Genomic DNA, 23,486 nt, shown 5'->3' with positions numbered 1-23,486 from the left:
GTGCGGGCCCGTCGACCCCACTGCGCCGGCCCTTCGGGCTGCCTTGCGGTGCTCGCTTCAGGCGGGGTCCGCGCAAACTCGCTTCGCTCAAACACGCGCGGCCCTTTTTCCGCCTGAAGCTGCGCTCCTCAGCGGCGCAGAGGGGATCGCCGGTCCCGCACCGCATGCCGGGCTCAGGGGTTTTCAAAGGCCGGCGGCGTCTCCAACGCCGATGCAACCCCAGCCTGTCTGCGGCGGTGGGCGGTATGCCCCGGGCCGGCCGTTGAGGCACCGCCGAGCAGCGCAGCGGTGCGCGGATCAGGGCTCGCGACTGTTTGAGTGGAGCGCAGCGGAGCGAGTTTGAGCGAGACCCCGCGTACCGCGAGCAGCGCAGGGCAGCCGCGCAGCGGCCGGTGACGTCGGCCGGCCCGGGGCATACCGCCCACCGCCGACGCACCCCGTACGCCGGCAAGCCACCCCGAACCAATCTCGGTCAACCAGCGTCCGGCGCCACCGGATGCTGCGCCATCGCCTCCAGCGCCCGCACCAGTGCCGAATGGTCCTCCTGCCCGTACCCCAGCGCCGAACACGCATTCATCAGTTGCGCCGCGCTCGCCGTCTGCGGCAGCGCCACGCCCAATGCGCGGGCCCCTTGCAACGCAAGATTCAGGTCCTTCTGGTGCAACGCGATGCGGAACCCCGGTGCGAAGGTGCGCTTGATCATGCGCTCGCCATGCACCTCGAGGATGCGCGACGACGCGAAGCCGCCCATCAGCGCCTGCCGCACCTTGGCCGGATCGGCTCCGGCCTTGGAGGCGAACACCAGCGCCTCGCCGACCGCCGCGATGTTGAGCGCGACGATGATCTGGTTGGCCACCTTGCACACCTGGCCGTCGCCGACGCCGCCCACCAGCGTGATGTTCTTGCCCATCTTCTCGAGCAGTGGCCGCACACGGCCGAAGTCGGCTTCATCGCCGCCGCACATGATCGTGAGGCTGGCCGCCTTGGCGCCGACCTCGCCGCCCGAGACCGGGGCGTCGACGTAGGCGCAGCCGAGCGCGGCGATCCTGGCCGCGAAGGCCTTGGTCGCGATCGGATCGATCGAGCTGCAGTCGACCACCGTCTTGCCCTTGGAGAGTCCTGCGGCGACGCCGCCCTCGCCGAACAGCACCTTCTCCACGTCCGGCGTGTCCGGCACCATGATGAAGACGATGTCGGCCTGCCGCGCGACCTCCGTGCCGCTGGCGCAGACCGTGGCGCGAGAAGCAAAGGGTTCGGGCGGCTTCCCGTGGGTGTTGACGAACAGCGGGTGGCCGGCTTCGAGCAGGTGGCCCGCCATCGGGGCGCCCATGATGCCGAGGCCGATGAAGCCGATCTTTGGGGTGGTGCTGGACATTGCGTTGGTTTCTTTCGTCGGTTGTCAGGAGGTGAGGGCGGTGCGCCAGCCGAGGCCCTCGACGGTCGTTCCGCGCGGCTTGTATTCGCAGCCGATCCAGCCGTCGTAGCCCAGCGAATCGATGTGCTTGAAGAGCCATGGGTAGTTGATCTCGCCCGTGCCCGGCTCGCCGCGGCCGGGGTTGTCGGCCAGCTGGATGTGGCCGATGCGCGCCATGTTCTTCGTGAGCGTGTTGCCGAGTTCGCCCTCCATGCGCTGCGCGTGGTAGATGTCGTACTGCACCCGCAGGTTGGGCGAGCCGACTTCGTCGATCAGGGCCAGCGCCTGGTCGGTGCGGCTCAGGTAGAAGCCCGGGATGTCGAAGGTGTTGATCGGCTCGATCAGCAGTCGGATGCCCGCGCCCAGCAGCTCCTTCGACGCGAAGCGCAGGTTGTCGACGACGACCTTGCGCGCATCGGACTGCGCCACCCCCTCGGGCAGCTTGCCGAGCAGGCAGTTGACCTGCGGACATCCCAGCGCCGTCGCGTAGTCGATCGCGCGTGCCACGCCTTCGCGGAACTCGCCCACGCGGTCCGGATGGCAGCCGATGCCGCGCTCGCCGCCATCCCAATTGCCGGCCGGAAGGTTGTGCAGCACCTGCGCGAGGCCGTTGTCGCGCAGGGCGGCGGCCAGTTCCTTCTTGTCGTAGGCATACGGGAACAGGTACTCGACGGCCTGGAAGCCCGCCTTCGCGGCGGCCTCGAAGCGCTGCATGAACGGCAGCTCGTTGAACAGCATCGTCAGATTGGCTGCGAACTTGGGCATGTGTTTGTCTCCTGGTCTGTCCCGCAAGGTTTCAGTCGAGCATCGCGGCCGCAATCGCCGTCGGTGCGTCATCAAGGCCTTCGGCGAGCGCCTCGAACTCGTTGATGGCGTCGATCTCGGTGCCCATCGCGATGTTGGTCACGCGCTCGAGCATCACCTCGATCACCACCGGCACGCCGAACTCGGCCATGAGCTCTTCGGCGCGCTGGATGGCAGGCGTCATCTGCTCCTGCTTGTGCACGCGGATCGCCTTGCAGCCCAGGCCCTCGACCACCTTCATGTGGTCGACGCCGTAGCTGCGCTCGATGCCGGCGTCCTCGGCGGCGTTGATGTTGTCGAAGCCGAGCTGCACGCAGTAGTCCATCTCGAAGCCGCGCTGCGACTGGCGGATCAGCCCGAGGTAGGAGTTGTTGACCACGATGTGGATGTAGGGCAGCTTGAACTGCGCACCCACGGCCAGCTCTTCGATCATGAACTGGAAGTCGTAGTCGCCCGAGAGCGCGACGATCTTGCGCGTCGGGTCGGCTGCGCGCACCCCCAAAGCCGCCGGAATGGTCCAGCCCAGCGGGCCGGCCTGGCCGCAGTTGATCCAGTGGCGCGGGTTGTAGACGTGCAGGAACTGCGCCGCCGCGATCTGCGACAGCCCGATGGTGCTGACGTAGCAGGTGTCGTGGCTGAAGTTGTTGTTCATGCACTGGTACACGCGCTGAGGCTTCATCGGCACGTCCGCGAAGTTGGTCTTGCGCAGCATCGTCTTCTTGCGGTCGCGGCATTGGCCGGCCCATTCGTGGCGATCAGGCAACCGGCCCTGGGCCTTCATCTCCTCGGCCACCTGCACGAACAGCTCGAGTGCGGCCTTCGCGTCCGACACGATGCCGAAATCGGGCGTGAACACGCGGCCGATCTGCGTGGGTTCGATGTCCACGTGCACGAAGGTGCGTCCCTTGGTGTAAACGTCGACCGAGCCGGTGTGTCGGTTGGCCCAGCGGTTGCCGATGCCGAGCACGAAGTCGCTCGCGAGCATCGTCGCGTTGCCGTAGCGGTGGCTGGTCTGCAGGCCGCACATGCCGGCCATCAGCGGATGGTCGTCGGGGATCGTGCCCCAGCCCATCAGCGTCGGAATCACCGGCACGCCGGTCGCTTCGGCAAAGCGCACGAGCAGGTCGCTCGCATCCGCATTGACGATGCCGCCGCCGGCCACGATCAGCGGGCGCTCGGCCGCGTTGAGCATCGCGATGGCCTTCTCGATCTGGGCGCGCGTGGCGGCCGGCTTGTAGGGCGCGAGCGGCGTGTAGGTGTCGATGTCGAACTCGATCTGCGCCATCTGCACGTCGAAGGGCAGATCGATCAGCACCGGACCCGGGCGGCCCGAGCGCATCAGGTGGAAGGCCTGCTGGAACACCTGCGGCACCTGGCCGGGCTCGCGCACCGTGACCGACCACTTGGTGACCGGCTTGGAGATCGACTCGATGTCCACCGCCTGGAAGTCTTCCTTGTAGAGCCGGGCGCGCGGCGCCTGGCCCGTGATGCACAGGATCGGGATCGAGTCGGCCCAGGCCGAGTAGAGCCCCGTGATCATGTCCGTTCCGGCCGGGCCGGAGGTGCCGATGCACACGCCGATGTTGCCGGCCACGGCGCGGGTGTAGCCCTCGGCCATGTGCGAGGCGCCCTCGACGTGGCGGGCCAGGATGTGGGCGATTCCGCCCTGCTTCCGCAGCGCGGAATACAACGGGTTGATGGCGGCGCCGGGGACGCCGAAGGCCTGCGTCACGCCTTCCTTTTCCATCACGAGCACGGCGGCCTGTGCCGCGGTCATCTTTGCCATGCGAGTCTCCTTGGGTTGAGCTCGACTGTAGGAATTCGGGCCTGTCGGTAGAAGGGGGCGCTGGACCATAAAGCCTATTCCTGGGTGGAATAAGTGGGTAGCATCCGACCATGGACCGACTGTTGGCGATGGAGATGTTCGTGCGCGTGGTGGAGACCGGCAGCTTCTCCAAGGCCGCGCGCGAGTTCAACACCACCCAGCCCACCGTGACCAAGCAGGTCGCGGCCACCGAGGCGCGCCTGAAGGCGCGCCTGCTGAACCGCAATACCCGCGGCGTCAGCCTGACCGAATCGGGCGCGCTCTACTACGAGAAGTGCAAGGCCATCGTGCGCGACGCCGAGGAGGCCGAGAGCATCGTCAAGCTGCGGCAGTCGCAGGCGCAGGGGTTGCTGCGCATCGGCACCTCGACTGCCTTCGGCCGCCGCATCGTGGTGCCGCTGGCGCTGGAATTCATGGCGCGCCACCCGCAGGTGCAGGTCGACCTGAGCTTCGAGGACCGCTATGTCGACCTGGTGGCGCAGGGCATCGACGTCGCGATCCGCATGGGCAAGCTGGCCGATTCGTCGCTCGGCGCGCGCTTCCTGGGCATGAATCCCTGGGTCATGGTGGCCGCGCCGGCCTACCTCAAGAAGCACGGAACGCCCAGGAAGGCCCAGGACCTGAGCGCCCACGTGGCGCTGATCTACAGCAGCGTGGTCGGCGACGACGTCTGGCACCTGCACACGCCGCGCGGCGAGCCGGTCACGGTGCCGGTCTCGGGGCGCCTGCGCTCGAACAACGTCTCGGCGGTGCTGGCCGCCGCGCGTGCCGGCCTCGGTATCGCGCTGATGCCGCGCTACGTGGCGAGCGATTCGCTGGCGTCAGGGCAGGTGTGCGAAGTGCTGGCCGATCACGCGCTGCCCGAGCAGGAGATCCATGCCGTCTTCCCCTCGCCCAAGCTGGTGCCGGGCAAGGTGTCGAGCTTCGTGGCTTTTCTCCAGGGGCGCTTCGGCGAGGCGTGGTGGAGCGCCCGCTCAGGGTAGCGGCGGCGCGTTGGCGCTTTCCTCGTTCGAGGAGGCGAACAGGTCCCAGGCCGCCATGAACAGCGCCGCGATCACCGGCCCGATCACGAAGCCGTTGATGCCGAACAGCGCGATCCCGCCGATCGTCGACATCAGCACCACGTAGTCGGGCATCTGGGTGTCCTTGCCGACCAGCAGGGGCCGCAGGATGTTGTCGACCAGGCCGATCACGAAGACGCCGACGAAGATCAGGCCGAGGCCTTTGCCGAAGGCGCCGACGGCCAGGAAGTAGATCGCCACCGGCCCCCAGATGAGCGCCGCGCCGACCGCCGGCAGCAGCGACAGGAAGGCCATCAGGGCCCCCCAGAGCAGCGAGCCCTGCAGCCCCATCAGCGAGAAGGTCACGCCGCCGATGATCCCCTGCGCCGCAGCCACCGCGACATTGCCCTTGATGGTGGCGCGGATCACGGTGGTGAACTTGTTCAGCAGGTAGTGGGTGTGCGGCTTGGCCAGCGGCAGCGAGGCGCGGATCGTCTTCGACAACTCGGCGCCGTCGCGCAGCAGGAAGAACAGCAGGTACAGCATGAGGCCGAAGCTGATGATGAATTCGAAGGTGTTCTGGCCGATCGCCACCGCATGGGTGGCGATCGCCTGGCTGCCTCGGGCGGCCGCCTGAGAGACCTGCTTGATCAGGCCTTCGACGTTGCCGAGGCCGAAGCGGTCGAGCAGGCTGAGCGCCCACTGCGGGATGGCGTTGACCACCTGCTGGAAGTAGTTGGCGAAGCTGATGTCGCCGGAGCGGATCTTCTGCGACAGCAGCGACACCTCCTCGACCAGCGACAGGCTGACCGCGACCAGCGGGATGATCACCACCACCATCGCCATCAGCAGCGTCGTGATGGCGGCCAGGTTGCGCCGCCCGCCCATCTTCTTGAGCAGCCGCCGGTAGATCGGGGTGAACAGGATCGCGAGCGCGAGGCCCCACATCACGGCACCGAAGAAGGGGAAGAGGATCCAGCCGAAGGCGATCGTGACGACCGCCAGCAGGAAGAGGAAGGTGCCGCGCTGCAGGGCTGGGGTATTCATGCCGGATCGACTGTAGCCGAAACGGCCGCCCCCATTGAGGCCAAACGTGTCAGCGGATGCCGCGAGGCAGCGCCACCGGCGCCAGCGTGCTGCGCAGCCGTTCGTCGGCGTCGGGCAGCGGCGGCGCCTCGACCTGCAGCGCCTGCTCGACGTTGCCGATATGGTCCAGCATCAGCTGCCGGGCGCGCGGCGTGTCGCCGGCTTCCAGCGCAGCCACGATCGCGGCGTGCTCGGCGCAGGATTCGGCGGCCTCGTGCTTCGACTGGAACAGCGTGGCCGCCAGCGTGGTGCGCGCCGTCAGGTCGCGCAGCACGTCGCACAGCAGCCGGTGGCCCATCTGGTCGGCCAGGCAGACATGGAAGTCGGCCAGCAGGAAGGCGCGGGTGGCGGCGTCGGCGCCCGCGATGGCGCGCTTCTCGTCGGCGATGTGCTCGCGCAGCTTGCGGATCACCTTCGAGAGCGGGCGCCCGGCTTCGGCCAGGATGCCGGCCTCGACGATGCGGCGGGCCGCGAAGGCGTCGCGCGCTTCCTCGGCCGAGGGTTCGACCACGTACCAGCCCCGGCGCGACTGCACCTCCACGAAGCCGCGCGCCTGCAGCTGCATCAAGGCCTCGCGCACCATGGTGCGGCTGACGCCGAAGTTCTCCGCCAGCGCCTGCTCGCCGAGGCGCTCGCCGGGCGCGAGCTTCTGCGCCAGGATCGCCTCGACCACGCGTTCGGCGATGTGGGTGGGCGTGACATCGGTCATCGGCTTGCTCAATGGGCCACCGAGGCGGCGACCGAGACGGCGGCCGGCGAGCCCGGTTCGGCCAGCGGCTCGTCCTCGGGCGAGTGGGTGCCGTTGAGCACCGCATGGGCCCGCTCGCGGTCGATGTCGCCCTCCCAGGCGGCGATCGCGACCGTGGCGACGCAGTTGCCGACCAGGTTGCCGAGCGCGCGGGCGATGCCCATGAACCAGTCGACCGACAGCACCAGCACCAGCCCGATGGCCGGGATCGCCGGAATCGCGTGCAGCGTGGCGGCCAGCACCACGATCGCCGAGCCCGGCACGCCGTGCGCACCCTTGGAGGTGACCAGCGCGATCGCCAGGATGGTCAGCAGGTCGGCCATCGAGATCGGAGTGTTGGTGGCCTGGGCGATGAACACCGCCGCCAGCGTGATGTAGATCGAGAAGGCGTCGAGGTTGAACGAGTAGCCGGTCGGGATCACGAGGCCCACGGTCGAGTCGCGGATGCCCATGTGGCGCAGCTTGGCCATGATCTGGGGCAGCACGCTGTCCGACGAGGTGGTGGCGAAGACGATGGTGAGTTCTTCGCGCAGGTAGCGCAGCAGCTTGACCAGGCTGAAGCCCGAGAAGCGCATCACCAGCCCGAGCACCACGAAGACGAAGAACAGCACCGCGAAATAGAACAGCGCGACCAGCATGCCGAGCTGCTTGAGCGAGCCGATGCCGTACTGGCCGACCGTGAACGCGATCGCGCCCAGCACGCCCAGCGGTGCCAGCTTGATGATGATGCCCATGATCTTGAACAGCACCAGCGAGAGCGCATCGACCACGGCGCCGACCGGCCGGCCGCGTTCGCCGAGCAGCGACAGCGCGCAGCCGAACAGCACCGCGAACAGCAGCACCTGCAGCACGTCGCCGGTCGCGAAGGCATTGACCACGGTGGTCGGGATCAGCTTCATGAGGAACTCGACCGTGCCGCCGCTGGTCAGCTTGTCGGCGTTCGAGGCATAGGCGCTCATGGCCGCGGGGTCGAGCTTCGACGGATCGACATTCATGCCGACGCCGGGCTTGAAGACGAAGGCCAGCACCAGCCCGAGGGCCAGCGCGATGGTGGTCAGCACCTCGAAGTAGATCAGCGCCTTGACCCCGACGCGGCCGACGCGCTTCAGGTCGCCCGCGCCGGCGATGCCGTGCACCACGACGCAGAACACCAGCACCGGAATGATCATCTTGATCAGCTTGATGAAGCCGTCGCCGAGCGGCTTGAGCTTGACGGCGAAGTCCGGAAAGAACAGGCCCGCGACCACGCCGAGCACCAGCGCGATGACCACCTGACCGAAGAGCGATTTGGCGAAACGTGGCATGGAGGTTCCCCGTGTAGGTTTGCATGCAAGCTGCACGTTGTCTTGCATACAAGCAATGTAGGCAAGGTTCGCCGAAATGCGCTGAGGGTATTCCCGGAACTGCGTAACGCGCTGTTGTTTGTGTTAGGGGTCAATAGATTCGCAAACAGTGGCGGGGCTGCGTCGGCAGGCCTCGGTAGATGAGCCGGCCTACAGGCACCGGCCCCGAATTCCCACATGTCGCGCGCTCGAGACTCCTAGATTCGGAACGACCTCGATCCGAGGTGGTCCATCTATCGGGAGACACCATGAAGAAGGGAACACTCATCACCACCGTCGCGCTGGCCGGATTGCTCGGGCTGTCCGGTGGCGCAACGGCCCAGACCACGGCGGTCCCGGCCGCACCTGATCCCGCCAAGGGCGGACAGGCCAGCACCAAGACTCCCGCAGGCGTCGCGAACCCGACGCAGCGGCCCGACGGCAGCAACCCGGCCTCTCGCGCCGTCGTGAAGTCCGAGGCCCGCTCCGAGACCCGTAGCCCTGCCAACACCATGGTGCCGAAGGGCGAACCCTCGACCATGACCAACGACCAGCCGAACGCTCCCCAACCGACAGGGGAACTGAGCCGCGCGGAAGTGAAGCCCACGAAGAACGAACTCAAACCTCAGGCCGGCATCAAGGGTGAGCGGCCGGACGTGCCGACCAATCCGAAGGAAAAGACCGGCACGCCGCAGTAAAGGCGCGCGCCCGACGCGCTTCCAACGGAGGCGCGTCGGGGCGGTGGACGCCGCGGAGGCATCTCACAGTTGGGGGCTACCGCTTGCGTGTCAAGCAGGTTGGTGAACGTTCCTAGCGGGTGAGCGCTTGGAGATGTTGGACGCATTCCGTGGTCGTGGAAATGAGTCGACGCGCGATGAACAGTGAATCAGTGGCGCCGCGCCTTATCTGAAGAAAAGAGCGATCAGGATGATGATTGGGATCGGGACGCCAAGAAAAAGAAGCAAGAGCGAGCGCATGGTGGGTTCTCCTTTTTTTGCGAATCACAGATCGCGGCGACGGCCGCCATAGGTCGCGGCCAGGCTGGCCACAAAGGCGCCGATCAGCATCGAAATGAAGAGCCACAAGGAGCCATATGCCGATGCCTTGCGAGCAGCATCGGCCGCGGCCTTCGCCTTGGTCTGCGCTTCTTCGAGCGCAGCGCGAGCCTTTGCGTACGTCTCGGAGACGCGCTTCTCCGCATCCTGAGGGGCAAGGCCAGTGCTTTGCGAGATCACCTGGGCGACGTATTTGGCATCGTCAGGCGGCAATGCACCGGTGCGAATGCTGTTCAAGAAGATGCGGTCCACCTCAGCGGCCGTGGCCGCATGGCCGCGGTCCGGCGAGCTCTGCTCGCTCGATGATGAACCGGCACCGCCAGCCGGCGCGGCGTTGGCCGGATCTCGGCGGAACAGGGAGTCGATGAAATAGTTCATCGGGCCCGCCGCCGTCCCGGGGTTCGCGGCGGAGCCTGCCGCGGCCCCTGAAACACCTGCAGCCGTGGCGGCCGTGGCAGCTCCACCTGCCGCTGATGCGCCAGCTTGCGCGCCTGCGCCCACCATGGATCCGATGACTGAAGTCAACACGGCCGCGGTGACCAGCGTGGCGACACCCCAGGCCAGGAAGCCGTGCGCCGTGTCGCGGAAGTACACCTCGTCGGTGTGGACACCCGCCCATTTCGTGCGGAGTCGACCGGCAAGGTACCCGCCCATGCCCGACGCCGCGATCTGTGTGAGCGTGATCCAGAGGATGGTGGCGACGCCCATGGTGGTGGCGCTAGCACCCTGATTTGTCCAAGGGCTGACCGAGGAGAGGCCCAAGCCGGTACCCAGCAGCAAGAGAATGAGCGAGAGCGAAGCGGCTCCCGCTGCGCCTGCCAGGATGGCTCCCCAGGAAACGCCGCTTCCTGTGGCGACGGGGTCAGGTTGCGCATCGGAAATCCTGGGACCTCGCGCCAAGGCCGCAGTGTCTCTGTAGTCTGTCATTGCCAGTCCTTGTTGTGGTTTGGGGAATCTGGCCTTCGCGCAATTCGGCTCCGGTCGTCTCGACTCGCGTTTCCACGTAGGTCGTGCGCCTACGGCCTTGTCCGGGTCGGTCGCGCGGGACCTCGGCAACAGTCACAGTCGCGCGAGCTAGGAGCCGTGGGGCGGCCGCTTCCACCACTTCGGCGTGACGCCGCCATCGCGCCTCCCGGCGAGCGGCTGAGGACGCGGGTGGTCGTCCTCGTAGAGGTAGGCCTGCCGCACTCGAGCGTCATGTCCACGAAGTGCCATTCGTCGCGGCGCTTCTTCGCGCTATAACGCGTCTCCCAGCGGCCGAAGGCGAAGTGCGTCTCGCGCACCCACAGCCGATCGCCGGGCACGCCGCACGAAGTGGCAAGCCGCATCCATGACGGCGACCGTGTGACAGTGTTGGTGGACCATCAGGACGGAACTTTCGACCAGGGGCCGCGATAGCGATCCCTCTAAAAGGGATTTCTTCAAGAGGGTGAGACAGGAATGAATTTCATGTGCGTCGTCCTCCTACTCCAGAGCAGCCTGGCCGCTCACTGACCTCTTTCCTCTGCGCGCTAGTCTGAAACGAACAAATCACGGGATCTGACGTGCCTATCTCCGTTTTTCTCGTCGAAGACAATCAGACGGTTCGCGAAAACTTGATTCCTGCCCTCGCGGATTTGGGCTCAGCGAGCGTCATGGCCACCGCCGAATCCGAAGGCGAGGCCATCGGGTGGCTGGCGAAGCACAAGGGGCAATGGGATCTCGCTGTCGTCGATTTCTTTCTGAAGCAAGGAACCGGCCTCGGCGTTGTCCAATGGTGCAACGGACGCGAAGCCAACCAGCGCGTGGTCGTGCTCACCAACTTTGCGACGGAGGCGACACGCATCGCTTGCAAGGATGCAGGGGCGGATCGCTTGTTCGACAAGTCCACCGAACTCGAGGGATTCTTCGAGTACTGCCTCAGTCGGCTTCGCAACCCATAGATCGGCTCCCGTCGACCCAATTGGCGATGAGTGGCACCGCCCTTCGAGCCTCCCGCACGCATAGCCCGCTTTGCGAAGCCGAAGCCCTGAAGGCCCAACTCGAACTGGACGACACGGCCGATCCCCCGCTCAGTGCTGGCCTATCTCGGCCCTGATCGTCAGCCGCCCGTCTTCAGCCTGGCCAGCCCATCCAGCCGACGCAGGGCCCGCCGCGCTGCCGCCAGCTGGGTGTTGCCACTTTGCGCTTCGAGATCGTCCAGGGCTTTCGAGATCAGGGCGACGTCGTCGGGCTTCGGCGAGGCGCGCGGCGATGGGGCGAGCTGACCGCTACCTCATTCATGGGGCGGCCGTTGCGCTCGGCCGAGGCGTGGGGTGGCTCTCCGGTATGTAATCGGCCGGACGCGCCAGGAATTCGGCGATCCAAGCTCTCGCGCTTTCCGCCACTTGCGCCTGGGCGCATTCATCTTGGTCGCGAGCCACAGAAAGCCGGCACATTTCCTCACCGCTTCGCAAGATGACACAGATGCACTGGGAGATAGTGCCCGAGTTTTCGTAGCAAAACTCGATCGTCCATTCAGGGGGGGCCGAGGGCGACGTGGTGGGAACCGGATAGATGTTCATTGCACCTGGCTGACGGGAAGTGTGCGATGACAAGACGGAAAGGCGTTAGGGCCAGGCCAAAAGCACGAAGATTGGCCTCCGAAGGGTATTCAGGGTAGCACGCTTCAGATGGGGGGTCTGTGCGCCAGCGAACCCAACTGGTGTTCGACGCAGGGGCTGATCAAGTAGGTCCGAACAGTTCGCGGGCAACCTCGACAGGGTCGCGCTCGCCTTGTTTTTCGTAGAGCTCGACCGCGACCTCGTGGATCCCGAGGTTTCGCATGCAGTTTTCCACAGGGCTGTCCACGAGCCTGGTGGACAACCCGGGAGTCGCTGGGTCTGGGCGCCTTCCGCCTTCCGTGGCGCCGGAATGGCCGTGCCGGGCTTGGCGTCATTCCACGCTTCGCTCACGGGCGAAGTGTAGGAAGTCCGTGCGGGCGATCATTTGCGCACCATGCGGATCAAAACCCTCGAAACTGCCCCTGACGCGTACCCATTTCTGCCGGTCACCGAATGGGCGCTGCTCGCGCTACTTGCCACCCTCTGGGGCGCCTCGTACACCTTCATCAGGATCGGGGTGACGACCATCCCACCACTGACGTTGATGGCGGCGCGCACCCTTGTTGCAGGCATGCTGCTTTTGGCTGTGTTGCAACTGCGCGGCGTGCGGCTCCCTCGCGATCCGGCGAACTGGCGAAGTTTTTTGCTGCAGGGGTGTTTCAACAGCGTCCTGCCATTCACGCTGATCGCGTGGGCCGAACGTAGCGTGGATGCGGGCCTCGCGATCATCCTCAGTTCTACTTCGCCGATTTTCATTTTCCTGTTGAGCAGGAGACTCGGTGGCGCGGAGAAATCCTCGCCGCTACGACTGGCCGGCGTTGGTGCGGGGCTGGCGGGCATCTGCCTGATCGTAGGCGTCGAAGCGTTGGGCGGGCTCGGGCATTCCTTGGTTGCGCAACTGGCTCTGGTGGCCGCTGCCGTCTGCTATGGCTGTGCGGCGATGTACGGACGCGTCTTCAAGGACCTCGATCCCATGGTGCCGGCAGCGGGCTCGTTGCTAAGCGGCGCGGCGTTGCTGCTGCCAGCTAGCCTGGCGATCGACCAGCCCTGGACGCTGGTGCCTGCTGCCGAATCGGTAGTTGCGGTGCTGGCGCTCGCGGTGCTCTCGACGGCATTGGCCTTCACTATCTACTTCCGACTCATTCACACGCTGGGACCCATGTCGACAGCCGCGCAAGCCTACTTGAGGATACCGATCGGCGTGGGAATCGGTGCGATGTTCCTTGGCGAACGGCTTTCCACCACGGCATGGCTTGGTCTTGCTTGCACCATAGTTGGCGTCACGGCCATGACGCTGCACACCCATCGAGGCTGCGCCTTCAGGCGATCGAGATCTTGAGTCTGGCCGTGCAGCAGGAGCTCCGAATACTCCACGCTGCCGGGCGACCTCGGGGCCGGCCCTTTCATCAAGAACGCGCGGTCGCGAACGCGATGATGGTGTCCGCTTCCCTGCGGACGTGGCGCATGCGATCGTTGACGGGGCGCGGTGCGCGCCCGGCGGGAGCCCGTCTACTTCTCCGATCCAATCAGACGGGAATGATGGCTCAGAGGATTGTCAATGCGCCGTGGTCTGCGCAACCGGCGTCTCCGTATGCATTGCGCAGCGCCATTTTTCGCCGTCCCGCACCCACGTCGATGTGTCGTTCATGTCCTCCGTGACAACGTCCTTCTTTCCGCGCGGCGAGATGCCCTGCCTTACGCGATAGCTAAGAACCGCTGTGGTGTCCGTCGGAAAAACGACCTCAACTTCCTTGATCTCGAAAGACCTGACAACCATCGAGCCTTGCTCGGCCATCTTGCGATAGCCCGCGTGATCGAATTTCATCGCGCCGTGGGAACTGACCATCATCGCCGGCTCGGTGAGCAGATCGATAGCGACGTTCGCGTCGTTGTCGACGATGGACTGCCAAAACCTTGTCTCGAGGCCGATCAGCGTTTTGCTTGCAGTTTGCATTTCCGTACTCCATTTTTCGGGACTTCGAGCATTGGAAAAGGAGCTGGACAGTGGTGTCAGTCGGCGCTTTCGAGCGAAGTAGGGCGTCTCTTACCCATTGAGCCTGCTGATCGGCTCGCATCCCGACAAGCGTCAACCCGATTTCAGCCTGAATCACCTCGTGCACGAGGCAATTCAGGTCCCGCTCAGAGGCGAGTTCCCTCCAGGGGGCTTGCCCGCTTCGGCGGGCTTGCTTATGGAGCACCGATCCGGCCGGACGCAGAATTCGGTCCGAAGTGCCTCAGCGCCTTGTGACCCAGCGCCGTGACCATGTGGACCTGCGCAGGTTGGACCGTCCCGGTCGGGGGAAAGCTGCAGATGATGTGACCGGCGGCGTGGAGTATTCGGAGCTCCTGCTGCACGGCCGGACTCAAGATCTCGATCGGCAACTCGGCATCTGCGAGCACCTGAAGCAGTTCCATCGGCATAGCAGGCTCCTCGTGGTTCGCAACCAGTCGGAGGGCGGTCGCCGGCATCGGGGAAAACCGCTCCGACTGGAGCGGTGCCTAGCGCATCCCCTACCAGCGCCGAAGGCCGCCCCATCAAACCATCGGCAGTGGACGATAGAAAAACTAGCTTGTCCCAGGGGCGTTGTCAATCGCCTGAAGGCCCAAGCTTGACAGGGTTTCGTGCTTGCCCGGCGATGCGTCCGATGGCAAAAATCTAGGCGTCCACCATCTAGAAGGAGCTGAAAAATGCCGCTGGATTGTCTACGTCGCATTGCCGAACAGGACCTTCCCTGCTCGGTCTACGACCTGGCCGAGATCGACAATCTTCGTGTCTTGCGCGCTGCGGGAATGATCATGGCCTTCCTCCCGCCGCCCGAACACCTGCCGCACGGCGCCCTGAGCCAGAAACCAGCCCAAGTGCTTGCGATCACCCGGAAGGGGCGGGAGGCATTGAAAGGTCGAATGGCTGCGTAGACGGGTCGCCGCCTCGTCGACCCGGGTCAGCCACCAAGGCGCGTACGCCGTGATTCGGCGGCCTCCTACGCGCAGCCTTCCTGCGGCGCTCAAACTCCGAGCCGTTCCAACGTCCAGAAGGAAAGGAGCGACCCATGCCAAGAGGCGACAAGTCAGCCTACACAGACAAGCAAAAGCGCCAAGCGGAGCACATTGAAGAGGGCTATGAGCGTCGAGGCACGCCCCGGGACGAAGCTGAGCGCCGCGCCTGGGCAACGGTGAACAAGGAGACGGGTGGCGGCAAGAAAAGCGGCTCCGGTCGAGGTCACCCCGAAGACCATGGGCCGTCGCGCAAGGGCGGGCGGCTGGGCGGTGCGGCCAGCGCATCGAGGAGCGCGGCAGAGCGTTCCGCCTCGGCGAAAAAGGCAGCGGCCACACGCAAACGCAGGGAAGCGGCTGCTTGAGCCTGGTGCAGGACAGCTGCGGTCAGGAAAACCCAAGAACGGGGCGGCCTTGGTCGAGAGCTTCAAATGAGTGAACCTCGCGATCCTTTGGAACTGGCTGTGCTGAACGCACGCCGCCGGCAACTCCTGTGCCGCATGACGGCCCTTGCGGCCACCGGGCTGGCTTCCGGAAGCGCCATGCTTGCGTCCTGCGGTGGCGGTGGCGGTGGCGGGCAGGTTTCCTTGCCGCCTGCGGGAACTGCTCCCGCCCCGGGATCCGTGCCGCCCGCACCAGCGCCTGAAGCCGCTCCGCCGCCCGCGGCGCCATCCCTCGGCGCCCATGCGATCGTCTTCAACCGTGACGGCGTGTCGTCCTCGTCCCTGTCCACTTCCGACATGTCCACGCGCGCGAGCGGAAGCACGCTTTTGACCTGCGTCGGGCGAGGTTTGCTTGATGCCGTCGCACCGACGGACAACGCGGGCAATGTTTTCGTCCAGCTCGGTGTGCCGCACATCTACACGCACTGGCCAGGCTCCGGAACGGCGTTGTATGCCTGCGAGAAGGCCCAAGGCGTGGCCGGTCACGTTGTCAGCGTGGCGAAGCCGAAGGCCACCGACGAAACGACTCTGAGCGTTGTCGAGGTCACCAGTGGTGGCGCCGTGCGCGATGTGCAGTGGCGCGAGGTGCTGTCGGGTCAACCCTCGACCAGTGCCAGCATCACCACCACAGGGCCCGCGCTGCTCGTCGCATGGTGGTGGGGCGATGCCGGTGTCGACCTGGACAAGACGGCCGTTCCCGACAACGACTTCACGGTGGTCGATTCGGTACTGAGCGCCGGGGCATTGGTGCAGTGCGCCGTTGCCGTCAGGCAGGTTGGCGTGGCGGGCACCTTCAACGTGACCTGGACCTCGACGCCGCAGCAAGGCGCGCAGCTCTGGCTCGTTGCCGTGCAGGCAGCCTGAGCGGCTTGGGACTACGTTGTCCCCACTCGGGCCGGCGCGAGGCGTCGTCCTTCATGAAGATGGACGCTTTTCCACCATGGCGAGCGCCCGCCGACGGCCACGCTTGTGGCATCCCCCAATGGAGAGAAGCCATGTCCGACGACCTTCATGCCCGCGACGAGCGCAGTTCGATCGATATCAACAAGGCCAGCGAGGTGCAGTACTGGTGCGAGCGCCTCGGCGTGAGCGAACAGGTGCTGCGCCAGACCGTGGCCGATGTCGGCGTCTCGGCCGAGCAGGTCGCGGAACGTCTCGGCGTCCGGTGAGCGGCCCGTGGTTTCCGCCAGCCGGACGCTCTGGAAGGGCGCGATCACCTTCGGCCTGGTCCACATCCCGGTGGGCCTGCACACTGCGAGCATTGAACAGGGCGTCGACTTCGATTGGCTGGACCGGCGCAGCATGGATCCGGTCGGCTACCGGCGCATCAACAAGAAGACCGGCAAGGAAATCGACCATGAGGACATCGTCAAGGGCGTCGAGTACGAGGACGGCAAGTACGTGGTCCTCTCCGACGAGGAGATCGAGGCTGCCTATCCGCGGGCCACCCAGACGATCGAGATCCTGCGCTTCGTCGAGGGCGGCGAGATTCCTTTCGTCTACCTCGAGCGCCCTTACTACCTGACACCGATCAACCGCGGTCAGAAGGTCTATGCCCTGCTGCGCGAGGTGCTGGCAAGAACCGGCAAGGTGGGGCTCGCCAAGGTCGTCATCGCTACCAAGCAGCACCTGGCGGTGCTCGTTCCCTCGGGCCGGGCGCTGGTGCTGGACCTGATGCGCTGGGGCGACGAGGTGAAGACACTCGAGGGCCTCGACCTGCCGGCCGAGGGGAGCAAGGCCGCCAAGATCAGCGCCGCCGAGTTGAAGATGGCCGAACAGTTGGTGGAGGACATGAGCGGTCCCTGGGAGCCTGCGGCGTTCAAGGACGAATTCAAGCGCCAGGTCATGAAGCTGGTCGACCTGAAGGTCAAGGCTGGCGACACCGAGACCGTGATCCAGCCCGAGGAAGAAGCGCCCGAAGGCGCCGAGATCATCGATCTGACCGAACTTCTGGCGCGCAGTCTCAAGCCCGGCACGCGCCCGGCGACGAAAGCGGCGCGCAAGAGCCCCGCGAAGAAGGCCCGCAAGGTCGCTTGAGGCATCCCGCGGGCCAGCCGCTGCGGCGTACCGGAAAGGCCGGCTGCTGGCCATTCTCCCTACAAAAAATTAGACGCCGTCTTACAAGCGCCGGCGCCCCGAGTTGATCAAGTCCCCCCTTGTCGCAATTTTCCGGGCCGGCAAGGTGTTCGGATTCTTTCCGCCGACTCCGGGCGCTCGGGAGCACAAAGGCTTCAAGATGAATAGCCAAATCCCTGCTGTATCTGGCTGGCCCGAAAGGCCCGAGGAACCTGTTGCTTACCTGCAGGTAAGCGACTACGTCCGCATGCTTCTCCGTCGAACGGACGTGGTGGGCCCCACTTGTCCCTCCTGCCACACGGTAAACCGCGGGCGTGTACTCCACTGCCGCGCTTGCGGCGCGTCGATGCCGTCCAGGATCGACGAAAAGATCGAAGACCCGCCAGCGCCAGATGCGTCCGACAAGGCCAGCTTTCCAGAGGCGAACGCGCTGCGCAGCGTTCTCCGGCTGACGYTGGGGCCATCGTTGGTGCTCTTTGTGGCGTTTGCTTCCTGGTATGCGTTTCGCACGGAATCGAGGACGCGATACGAGYCTTCGGCYTCGACCATGTCGATTCGGGCCGCGTCGGTCGTGCCACGCGCGGCACCTTCGTCCAAGGGGATCCCCTTGAGAGTCGCCGTRGTCGACGCGGGCGCCATCTCCTTGGACGTCAAACCCCAACCGAGGCTCGAAGAACCGCAGATCAAGAATGACGATGAGCCAGTTGCCAGGCCTTCTGCTGCGCCAACCCTCTCGCCGCAGAAATCCTCCCATCGTCTTAGAGCGGCCCGTCTGGAACCAGATCCGCTGGCAGCATGCAGAAGTCGAACTTTCCTGGCACGTGCCGTCTGTGTCAACGCCCGGTGCGCCGAGCCAGGGGCCTCGCGCTTCGGTGAATGCCGCGAAGCGCTGCGGCAGCGGCGGGTCGACGAGGCGCGGCGCAATCCGACCTTGTTGGGGTAGCACGCCCTTGCAAGGTCTTCGTGCGTGAGGTGTCAGGGAGATCGCGATATCAGGATTCCGAGAGGTAAAGCCGATGACAACACGACAAGAATGGGACGAGTATCTCGAATATGTCCACGCGTTCGATTGGAAAGCTCGGCGCGCCACGCCCCCGCCAAAGGAGACCGCAATGTCGGACTACCTGAGGAGAATCGGCCTGGATTGGGAATTGATCTCTCTGAGCGAACCCCACGAAATGCGCCGCTGGACCGAGTCGATTGGCGTCACCGAGCAACAGCTCAGGGCGGCCGTCGCCGCGGTAGGCAATTCGGCGGAGAAGGTGCGCGAGTACCTTCGGAAGAATTGATCCAGTCGACAGGTCGAACGGTCGCATCGGAGGAACTTGCGGTTGACCGGCTTCCAGATCAGCTCACGCGGGCGGTAGCCGGTGAAGATGCAGGCGCTCATCGGCGGCGTTGGGCGACAGGCGCGTCGGGCGTGCCCGAAAACCCATGGGCCGCCGGACATGGACTGCACTCGGAATCTCGCCTTCGCCTACACAGCTCCGGACCGGACGGCGCAGACTGGTCTGCCGTTCGAAAGGAGCAGTCATGTCCAAAATCTCCAGCCTCAAAGACCTAACGTGATGTACGCCAGCGGCTACGACGATTGCGCGCTGTCGCACTGGGTCGAGTGGATCGACCTCTTGCGCCATGACCAGCAGGCGGCCGACGCACTTCATGGTTTCAGCGTCCGACGCGACATCGGCCATGCTCGTGTCGCTTGCCGTACCGGTGCTCCTAGCGGCTTGCGGAGGCGGCGGGGGTGGCGGCGGGATCCAGTGATCCCTCCCCAAGCCAAGTTCAGTTGCGACGACTCCATGAAGGGCGCTTTCCCGCCGGATGTCCTCACGAAGGTCTTCTCTCGGTGGCACGGCCAGCCCACCCCCACGGCCACCGGCGAGACCAAGTGGAACCGTCGCATCCACGTTGAGGCGAGAGTCAAAGGCGCGCGTCCGGACCTACAGCATGAGGGGATGAGCGCAGACATGGCCGGCTCCGGAAACTCCCAAGATGACATGTCCAGTCGAGCAGTTTTTTGGAGGTCATCATGAACGACGAAGCAAGCTCCTCGGAAACCCCGAGCACCACTAGCGGTATCACGCTTCCGGATCCCCCCATGGCCGTCGGGTTCAAGCCAGCGGCGGCCGAGCCAGGACCGGCCGTGAAGGAGGCGGTCTCCGATGTGACACACCAAACCCGCCAGTCCGTCGCGAACGCAGCCGAGCAGATCCAGCGCGCCGGCGTGCAAGCTGTCAATGCGACGAAAGCCTACGCCAACGACGCCGTCGATGCGGCCGGCCGCAGATTGCAGGCAGTCAAGACACAGTTCGAAACCACCAAGTCGAGCGCTGCCGAATACATCCATGAGAACCCGGTGCGCGCCGTGAAAATGGCGGCAATCGGCGGCGCCGTGCTGTCCGCAGCGCTCGTGCTTCTCATCCGCCGGGCGCGGTGACCGAAGGCAACTGGCGCTGTCCGAGGCGGTGCGGTTGAACGTCGCCCACTTCACGGTCAGGATGTCTTCGGCGTTGACGCCGGCTACGTTCGGGCCGGATTGAATTCGAAGGCCTCGTGGTATCGCACGATCTGGGCGTAACCCTTGTCGAAGACCACGGACCCAGACCTCGGGGGGGGCCACTCCAGCCGGGAGCGCCAGAAACTTCTCCGGATCGGTGGCGCTCTGGTCCAGGGCGACGCTTAGCAGGTTCATACGGCGGTCCCATCCTGATTTTGGTGGCCATCACGAGCGGCGGTAGGGAGGCTACAGCCCGGCGTTCTGTTTCTTGAGAATGATTTCTATTCTTCCTCGGAGCGCTCGGGGCGTCAGCCGGTGCCAACGACCGCGTCCGGAACCTGACCTACGCCGTCAGATTGCAGCTTCGCCCAATTCCCCATGACGAGCCGCCAGACGCGGCCTACCCTCATCCGCATGGGGCGCCTACATCGCCAGCGTCGTGTTTTGCAGAAGAAGGGATTGCGAGGGAGTGCGAGCGGGAGTTTCATTCAAAGGAGCGACTTCGCATGTTCATTGGTGCATTCGAGATGGGCGGCACTTGGCGTTCTTTCCCAACCACCCACCAACGCGCCTGCGTCCTGCTTGGCGTGGCGGCAATGTTGCTGTCGATCAGTCTCGTGGCCGCACAGCCAGTTCCCGAGCCGTACGCACCACCCGGGTCGGAGGGCCAGCGATCGGGCACCGACCCAGCGATGGTCGTGAGGCCCCCACCGTCGGGCGACTCCAAGATGGCGGACCCTGCCCCGCGTCACATCGATCCGGGCTTGGTCGAGCGCCCTCCGGCAAATCGACGCCCGGGCGATCGAGTGAAGCCCGGCTTCGATCCTTCGGCACGCTCGCGTCAGGACGACTGCAGGGGTTCGGCCGCGGACTGCAAACAGACCTCAGCGCGATAGCGGAAATTCCACAGTCGGGCCAAAGCACATGGCCTTCGGTCTCAGGGGTCCCGGAGCTCTGAGCGGGGCGTGGCATCAAAGCTGGAACTTGCTGATCTTGGCGCCCTGCAAGGAGACCCGGCCTGGAGCCGCACATTGGTCAAGACTCCTCCGCCCGGACCGCGCGTCTACCTCGCCGGGCCCGACGTGTTCCGCCCCGAAGCCGAAGCCCACCTGCAGGCCCTGGCGCAGGCGTGCCACGCACTCGGCTGGAGGCGATGATCTCGGTCGAAGGCGCCAGCGGAACGAATCCGGCCCCGAGCCTGATTCGGAAATCGTGTTCGAGGTCGGCGTCGCGGTTACGCTGGGCCTCCCGGTCGTCGCCTGCGGCGTGCCTCAAGGGACCTACGCCGATCGCGCGACGGCGTCCTCCTCGACGCGAAGGGAGAGGGAACGGCGTGCTGCGCGACGCCGGCGGCGTCGCGGTCGAGGCCAAGCTGGCCAACGTGCTTGTGCGAAGGTAGGACCGCCGGAATCGCCTTCGCCGCTGGGGTGAGAAAGCTGCCCGATGACGAGGTCAAGGCGCGACCTCAAGCCGGACGCCTGTCTTTCCGACCTGAACACTGGAATTGCACAGTTCTTTGAAGGCGGGCGACTGGTCGACCAAATGGACAGAGTCAAGGTTTTGAAGATCGACCGCGGCATCCTGCTGGGCGGCTTGGAGCAGCATTCAGGGAAACTGCCGACGCGACAAACCTGGTGGTGCCTGCCGGGGCTGCTTGACAACCTCACCTCGACCTAGGGACGAAGTGACCGGGTGCCGCTATGCTGGCGGAATGTGGCAACCGGATCCCGAAGACCTTGCAGCCAACCCTGTCGGTGGCAGACAGCGGCTCTGGGTCGTTGCGTTCTCCGAGGAGATGCTGCGACTCGTTCGGGGCGCAATCGACGCCCAAGATCTGGCCGAATGGGCATACGACGCCTTCACCCGATCAGGCGACCGCGATCCTATGGAGGTCGCGCAAGAGGAGTACGGGCGAGAGATTGGGTCTAGCCCAGAGCCGTGATCGAGCCGGCATCGAACACCTCGACGCGCGCATGGTGATTCAGGTTCTGTCCGATCTGAATCTTCTAGCATGGATCTAACGTCCCCTTCCTCTCTCGACCAACTTGCTCTTGCCCGCTTCGGCGGGCTTTTTCATGCAACGCCCCCACCCGGCCACTCAGCGCCTTGTGACCGAGCGCCGTGACCATGTGGACCTGCGCAGGTTGGATGGTCCCGGTCGGGGGAAAGCTGCAGATGATGTGCCCAGCGGCGTGAAGGATCTTGAGCTCCTCGTGAACCGCCGGGTTGACGATCTCAAGGGGCATCTCCGCATCGGCGAGTGCCTGGAGCAGTTCCATCGACATGACAGATCTCCCCAATGTTGCAAGTCGGGCGGACGGTCGCCGGCATTGGGGACTGCCACGGAGATTCCACGCAAGGTTGCACTCCCCTACTAGCGCCCGCGACCGTCCTTTTCTCTTGTTACTTTCCGAAGTATTTGCGCCTCGACCCACGTCCCTGCCGCACTGCCGACCTCGATCGTCGGCCATGCAACTCTGCGTTAAGATCGAACGCGTAGAGCGTGCGACCTCAGCATTGCACGTCACGTAAGACAGCGCTGTCCCTGTCGGCCGGACGACATCGCACGCCCCAATTCCGGCGGCTAGCGGACCTGCACAAAACTAGCATTGATAGGCGATCTATCTATACTTAAAGACCTCCGCAGGTCCGCGTTTTTCGAAGAATCGAGGCCCTCAAGTGATTTCCCTCGACCTCCCTTTCGAGGAACAGTTGTCGGTGTTCAGAGAGCGCTTGGCGCAGCGAGGACTKCCAGCTGCGCTCGAATTTCTGAATGGTCGAACCCCGTATCGGTACACAGCTATGCACGCGTTCGTCAATCGCACCGTGCGTCCGATTTGTGTGTTCGATCGTTTCAGAGAAGACCGRACGTATGCGCGRAGCGCCTTTGTCGTGGAGACGCTGTGCTGCCTGACCGCYGTGAACGGCGAATTTGTCAGTGCCGATTGCCGGACGGATCGCCGCCTGCTTTCGCTCGGCGGGCCGATCGTGACGTATTGCGGTGTGGCGGTAGGCCCTCTGTCCGGGCCGATTGCCGGGAACTTGTGCCACTTCGACGTCGAACACCGCGACGTCACGCCGGCTGAACTTGAGTTCCTGCGCGCCGTGGCCCCTCTGTTGCTGGAGCGCATGAACTGATATTCACCGAGGAGCGAGGGAGCGACTTGGAGGTTCTGGCAATGAACAACTCTGCAGTTCATCGGTTCGAGTACGACGGTTGGCAGGTGATGGTTGAGTTGGACGGTTCGACGCTCGATGGGATCATCTCCGGGCACGCGGATCTTCATTGGAAGGACGGCCACAGATGCCGGATAGCCCTGGCAGGCAAGCATGAGAACGGAGCCAGCGCGATCGCTTCTCTGTCCGAGCGATCGCGCGCCTTTATCGACGAATGGCGTACGAAACGCCTCAATGGCGACTCGCACTTTGTCGACATCTAGAGAAACGTCTCCACATCCGTTCGAGCACTACGTCAACGCATCAAGCGACACACGCCCAGAGCGCCGGCCAGCTTCTTGAGGGTCGTCGTCGAGCCTTCGCGCCTCCTGCGCTCGATCTGGCAGACATAAGGTTGCTCACACCGGCGGCGGTGGCCAGGGCGCCTTGCGTCAGACCTCGATGATCTCGCCAGGCGCG

The 23,486-nt window shown here is 65.0% G+C and carries 25 protein-coding genes; 15 read left to right on the top strand and 10 right to left on the bottom strand.

The features are described 5' to 3' along the window. Positions 1 to 472 precede the first annotated feature (472 nt). From AB4Z46_RS19185 to gcl, 3 genes are read right to left on the bottom strand one after another with little or no spacing between them, the layout of a single operon-like run. Positions 473 to 1,375 carry a 2-hydroxy-3-oxopropionate reductase gene (locus AB4Z46_RS19185; protein WP_442285119.1) on the bottom strand — a complete coding sequence of 301 codons (903 nt, stop codon included), beginning with the start codon at positions 1,373 to 1,375 and terminating at the stop codon, positions 473 to 475. Between the two features lie 24 nt (positions 1,376 to 1,399). Then, positions 1,400 to 2,179 (bottom strand): hydroxypyruvate isomerase, encoded by a 780-nt coding sequence (gene hyi, locus AB4Z46_RS19180; RefSeq protein WP_442285118.1) that lies wholly within the window; start codon positions 2,177 to 2,179, stop codon positions 1,400 to 1,402. Positions 2,180 to 2,210: 31 nt separating this feature from the next. After that, entirely contained in the window at positions 2,211 to 4,004 is a 1,794-nt protein-coding gene (gene gcl / locus AB4Z46_RS19175) for a glyoxylate carboligase (RefSeq protein ID WP_442285117.1), read from the bottom strand. Between the two features lie 110 nt (positions 4,005 to 4,114). Between gcl and AB4Z46_RS19170 the strand changes: the two genes are divergently transcribed. Continuing rightward, the gene (locus AB4Z46_RS19170; protein WP_442285116.1) at positions 4,115 to 5,026 is read left to right on the top strand and encodes a LysR substrate-binding domain-containing protein; all 912 of its coding nucleotides are present in this window, start codon (positions 4,115 to 4,117) and stop codon (positions 5,024 to 5,026) included. Here the strand turns inward: AB4Z46_RS19170 and AB4Z46_RS19165 are convergent. Genes AB4Z46_RS19165 through AB4Z46_RS19155 form a run of 3 tightly spaced genes read right to left on the bottom strand, consistent with a single transcriptional unit; the run spans position 5,018 to position 8,182 of the window. Continuing rightward, positions 5,018 to 6,091: an AI-2E family transporter gene (locus AB4Z46_RS19165; RefSeq protein ID WP_442285115.1), complete on the bottom strand. Its 1,074-nt coding sequence runs from the start codon at positions 6,089 to 6,091 to the stop codon at positions 5,018 to 5,020. The genes AB4Z46_RS19170 and AB4Z46_RS19165 overlap by 9 nt on opposite strands. Positions 6,092 to 6,140: 49 nt before the next feature. Next, positions 6,141 to 6,839: a GntR family transcriptional regulator gene (locus tag AB4Z46_RS19160; protein ID WP_442285114.1), complete on the bottom strand. Its 699-nt coding sequence runs from the start codon at positions 6,837 to 6,839 to the stop codon at positions 6,141 to 6,143. A gap of 8 nt (positions 6,840 to 6,847) precedes the next feature. Beyond that, positions 6,848 to 8,182 (bottom strand): C4-dicarboxylate transporter DctA, encoded by a 1,335-nt coding sequence (locus AB4Z46_RS19155; protein ID WP_442285113.1) that lies wholly within the window; start codon positions 8,180 to 8,182, stop codon positions 6,848 to 6,850. A gap of 287 nt (positions 8,183 to 8,469) precedes the next feature. Between AB4Z46_RS19155 and AB4Z46_RS19150 the strand changes: the two genes are divergently transcribed. After that, on the top strand, positions 8,470 to 8,898 hold the full coding sequence (locus AB4Z46_RS19150; protein ID WP_442285112.1) for a serine/threonine protein kinase: 429 nt from the start codon (positions 8,470 to 8,472) through the stop codon (positions 8,896 to 8,898). Between the two features lie 303 nt (positions 8,899 to 9,201). On the opposite strand, the gene AB4Z46_RS19145 is transcribed toward AB4Z46_RS19150, so the two are convergent. Then, a complete protein-coding gene (locus AB4Z46_RS19145) occupies positions 9,202 to 9,963 on the bottom strand; it encodes a hypothetical protein (RefSeq protein WP_442285111.1) in 762 nt (253 codons plus the stop codon). An 836-nt stretch (positions 9,964 to 10,799) separates the two neighbouring features. Here AB4Z46_RS19145 and AB4Z46_RS19140 point away from each other — a divergent pair. Further along, positions 10,800 to 11,177, top strand: coding sequence for a response regulator (locus AB4Z46_RS19140; RefSeq protein WP_442285110.1), 378 nt, complete (start codon positions 10,800 to 10,802; stop codon positions 11,175 to 11,177). A gap of 1,054 nt (positions 11,178 to 12,231) precedes the next feature. Continuing rightward, the gene (locus tag AB4Z46_RS19135) at positions 12,232 to 13,176 is read left to right on the top strand and encodes a DMT family transporter (RefSeq protein WP_442285109.1); all 945 of its coding nucleotides are present in this window, start codon (positions 12,232 to 12,234) and stop codon (positions 13,174 to 13,176) included. Between the two features lie 216 nt (positions 13,177 to 13,392). On the opposite strand, the gene AB4Z46_RS19130 is transcribed toward AB4Z46_RS19135, so the two are convergent. Further along, the gene (locus AB4Z46_RS19130) at positions 13,393 to 13,791 is read right to left on the bottom strand and encodes a nuclear transport factor 2 family protein (RefSeq protein WP_442285108.1); all 399 of its coding nucleotides are present in this window, start codon (positions 13,789 to 13,791) and stop codon (positions 13,393 to 13,395) included. A 233-nt stretch (positions 13,792 to 14,024) separates the two neighbouring features. Further along, positions 14,025 to 14,258 carry a hypothetical protein gene (locus AB4Z46_RS19125; protein ID WP_442285107.1) on the bottom strand — a complete coding sequence of 78 codons (234 nt, stop codon included), beginning with the start codon at positions 14,256 to 14,258 and terminating at the stop codon, positions 14,025 to 14,027. 267 nt (positions 14,259 to 14,525) lie between these two features. On the opposite strand from AB4Z46_RS19125, the gene AB4Z46_RS19120 reads away from it, so the two are divergent. From AB4Z46_RS19120 to AB4Z46_RS19080, 9 genes are all read left to right on the top strand, one after another. Then, positions 14,526 to 14,753 carry a hypothetical protein gene (locus AB4Z46_RS19120; protein ID WP_442285106.1) on the top strand — a complete coding sequence of 76 codons (228 nt, stop codon included), beginning with the start codon at positions 14,526 to 14,528 and terminating at the stop codon, positions 14,751 to 14,753. Between the two features lie 134 nt (positions 14,754 to 14,887). After that, entirely contained in the window at positions 14,888 to 15,196 is a 309-nt protein-coding gene (locus tag AB4Z46_RS19115) for a plasmid stabilization protein (RefSeq protein WP_442285105.1), read from the top strand. Positions 15,197 to 15,262: 66 nt separating this feature from the next. Further along, the gene (locus AB4Z46_RS19110; RefSeq protein ID WP_442285104.1) at positions 15,263 to 16,138 is read left to right on the top strand and encodes a hypothetical protein; all 876 of its coding nucleotides are present in this window, start codon (positions 15,263 to 15,265) and stop codon (positions 16,136 to 16,138) included. A 131-nt stretch (positions 16,139 to 16,269) separates the two neighbouring features. Next, positions 16,270 to 16,443 (top strand): DUF3606 domain-containing protein, encoded by a 174-nt coding sequence (locus tag AB4Z46_RS19105; RefSeq protein ID WP_442285103.1) that lies wholly within the window; start codon positions 16,270 to 16,272, stop codon positions 16,441 to 16,443. A gap of 7 nt (positions 16,444 to 16,450) precedes the next feature. Continuing rightward, on the top strand, positions 16,451 to 17,311 hold the full coding sequence (gene ku / locus AB4Z46_RS19100) for a non-homologous end joining protein Ku (RefSeq protein ID WP_442285102.1): 861 nt from the start codon (positions 16,451 to 16,453) through the stop codon (positions 17,309 to 17,311). A 1,151-nt stretch (positions 17,312 to 18,462) separates the two neighbouring features. Then, positions 18,463 to 18,639, top strand: coding sequence for a DUF3606 domain-containing protein (locus AB4Z46_RS19095; protein ID WP_442285101.1), 177 nt, complete (start codon positions 18,463 to 18,465; stop codon positions 18,637 to 18,639). A 743-nt stretch (positions 18,640 to 19,382) separates the two neighbouring features. After that, positions 19,383 to 19,790: a hypothetical protein gene (locus AB4Z46_RS19090; protein ID WP_442285100.1), complete on the top strand. Its 408-nt coding sequence runs from the start codon at positions 19,383 to 19,385 to the stop codon at positions 19,788 to 19,790. Positions 19,791 to 20,881: 1,091 nt separating this feature from the next. After that, the gene (locus tag AB4Z46_RS19085) at positions 20,882 to 21,007 is read left to right on the top strand and encodes a hypothetical protein (protein ID WP_442285099.1); all 126 of its coding nucleotides are present in this window, start codon (positions 20,882 to 20,884) and stop codon (positions 21,005 to 21,007) included. Between the two features lie 286 nt (positions 21,008 to 21,293). After that, entirely contained in the window at positions 21,294 to 21,527 is a 234-nt protein-coding gene (locus AB4Z46_RS19080) for a hypothetical protein (RefSeq protein ID WP_442285098.1), read from the top strand. A gap of 329 nt (positions 21,528 to 21,856) precedes the next feature. On the opposite strand, the gene AB4Z46_RS19075 is transcribed toward AB4Z46_RS19080, so the two are convergent. Continuing rightward, entirely contained in the window at positions 21,857 to 22,135 is a 279-nt protein-coding gene (locus AB4Z46_RS19075) for a hypothetical protein (protein WP_442285097.1), read from the bottom strand. A 394-nt stretch (positions 22,136 to 22,529) separates the two neighbouring features. On the opposite strand from AB4Z46_RS19075, the gene AB4Z46_RS19070 reads away from it, so the two are divergent. Together AB4Z46_RS19070 and AB4Z46_RS19065 are read left to right on the top strand one after the other, a co-directional pair. Then, positions 22,530 to 22,988 carry a hypothetical protein gene (locus tag AB4Z46_RS19070; protein ID WP_442285096.1) on the top strand — a complete coding sequence of 153 codons (459 nt, stop codon included), beginning with the start codon at positions 22,530 to 22,532 and terminating at the stop codon, positions 22,986 to 22,988. A 41-nt stretch (positions 22,989 to 23,029) separates the two neighbouring features. Next, positions 23,030 to 23,290 carry a hypothetical protein gene (locus AB4Z46_RS19065; RefSeq protein ID WP_442285095.1) on the top strand — a complete coding sequence of 87 codons (261 nt, stop codon included), beginning with the start codon at positions 23,030 to 23,032 and terminating at the stop codon, positions 23,288 to 23,290. Positions 23,291 to 23,486 lie beyond the last annotated feature (196 nt).

Source organism: Variovorax sp. M-6 (genome assembly GCF_052114385.1).
In the GTDB taxonomy this organism is placed as follows: domain Bacteria; phylum Pseudomonadota; class Gammaproteobacteria; order Burkholderiales; family Burkholderiaceae_C; genus Variovorax.
The sequence above is the reverse complement of the archived record's forward strand: the minus strand, read 5'-3'. Positions and strand labels throughout refer to the sequence as shown.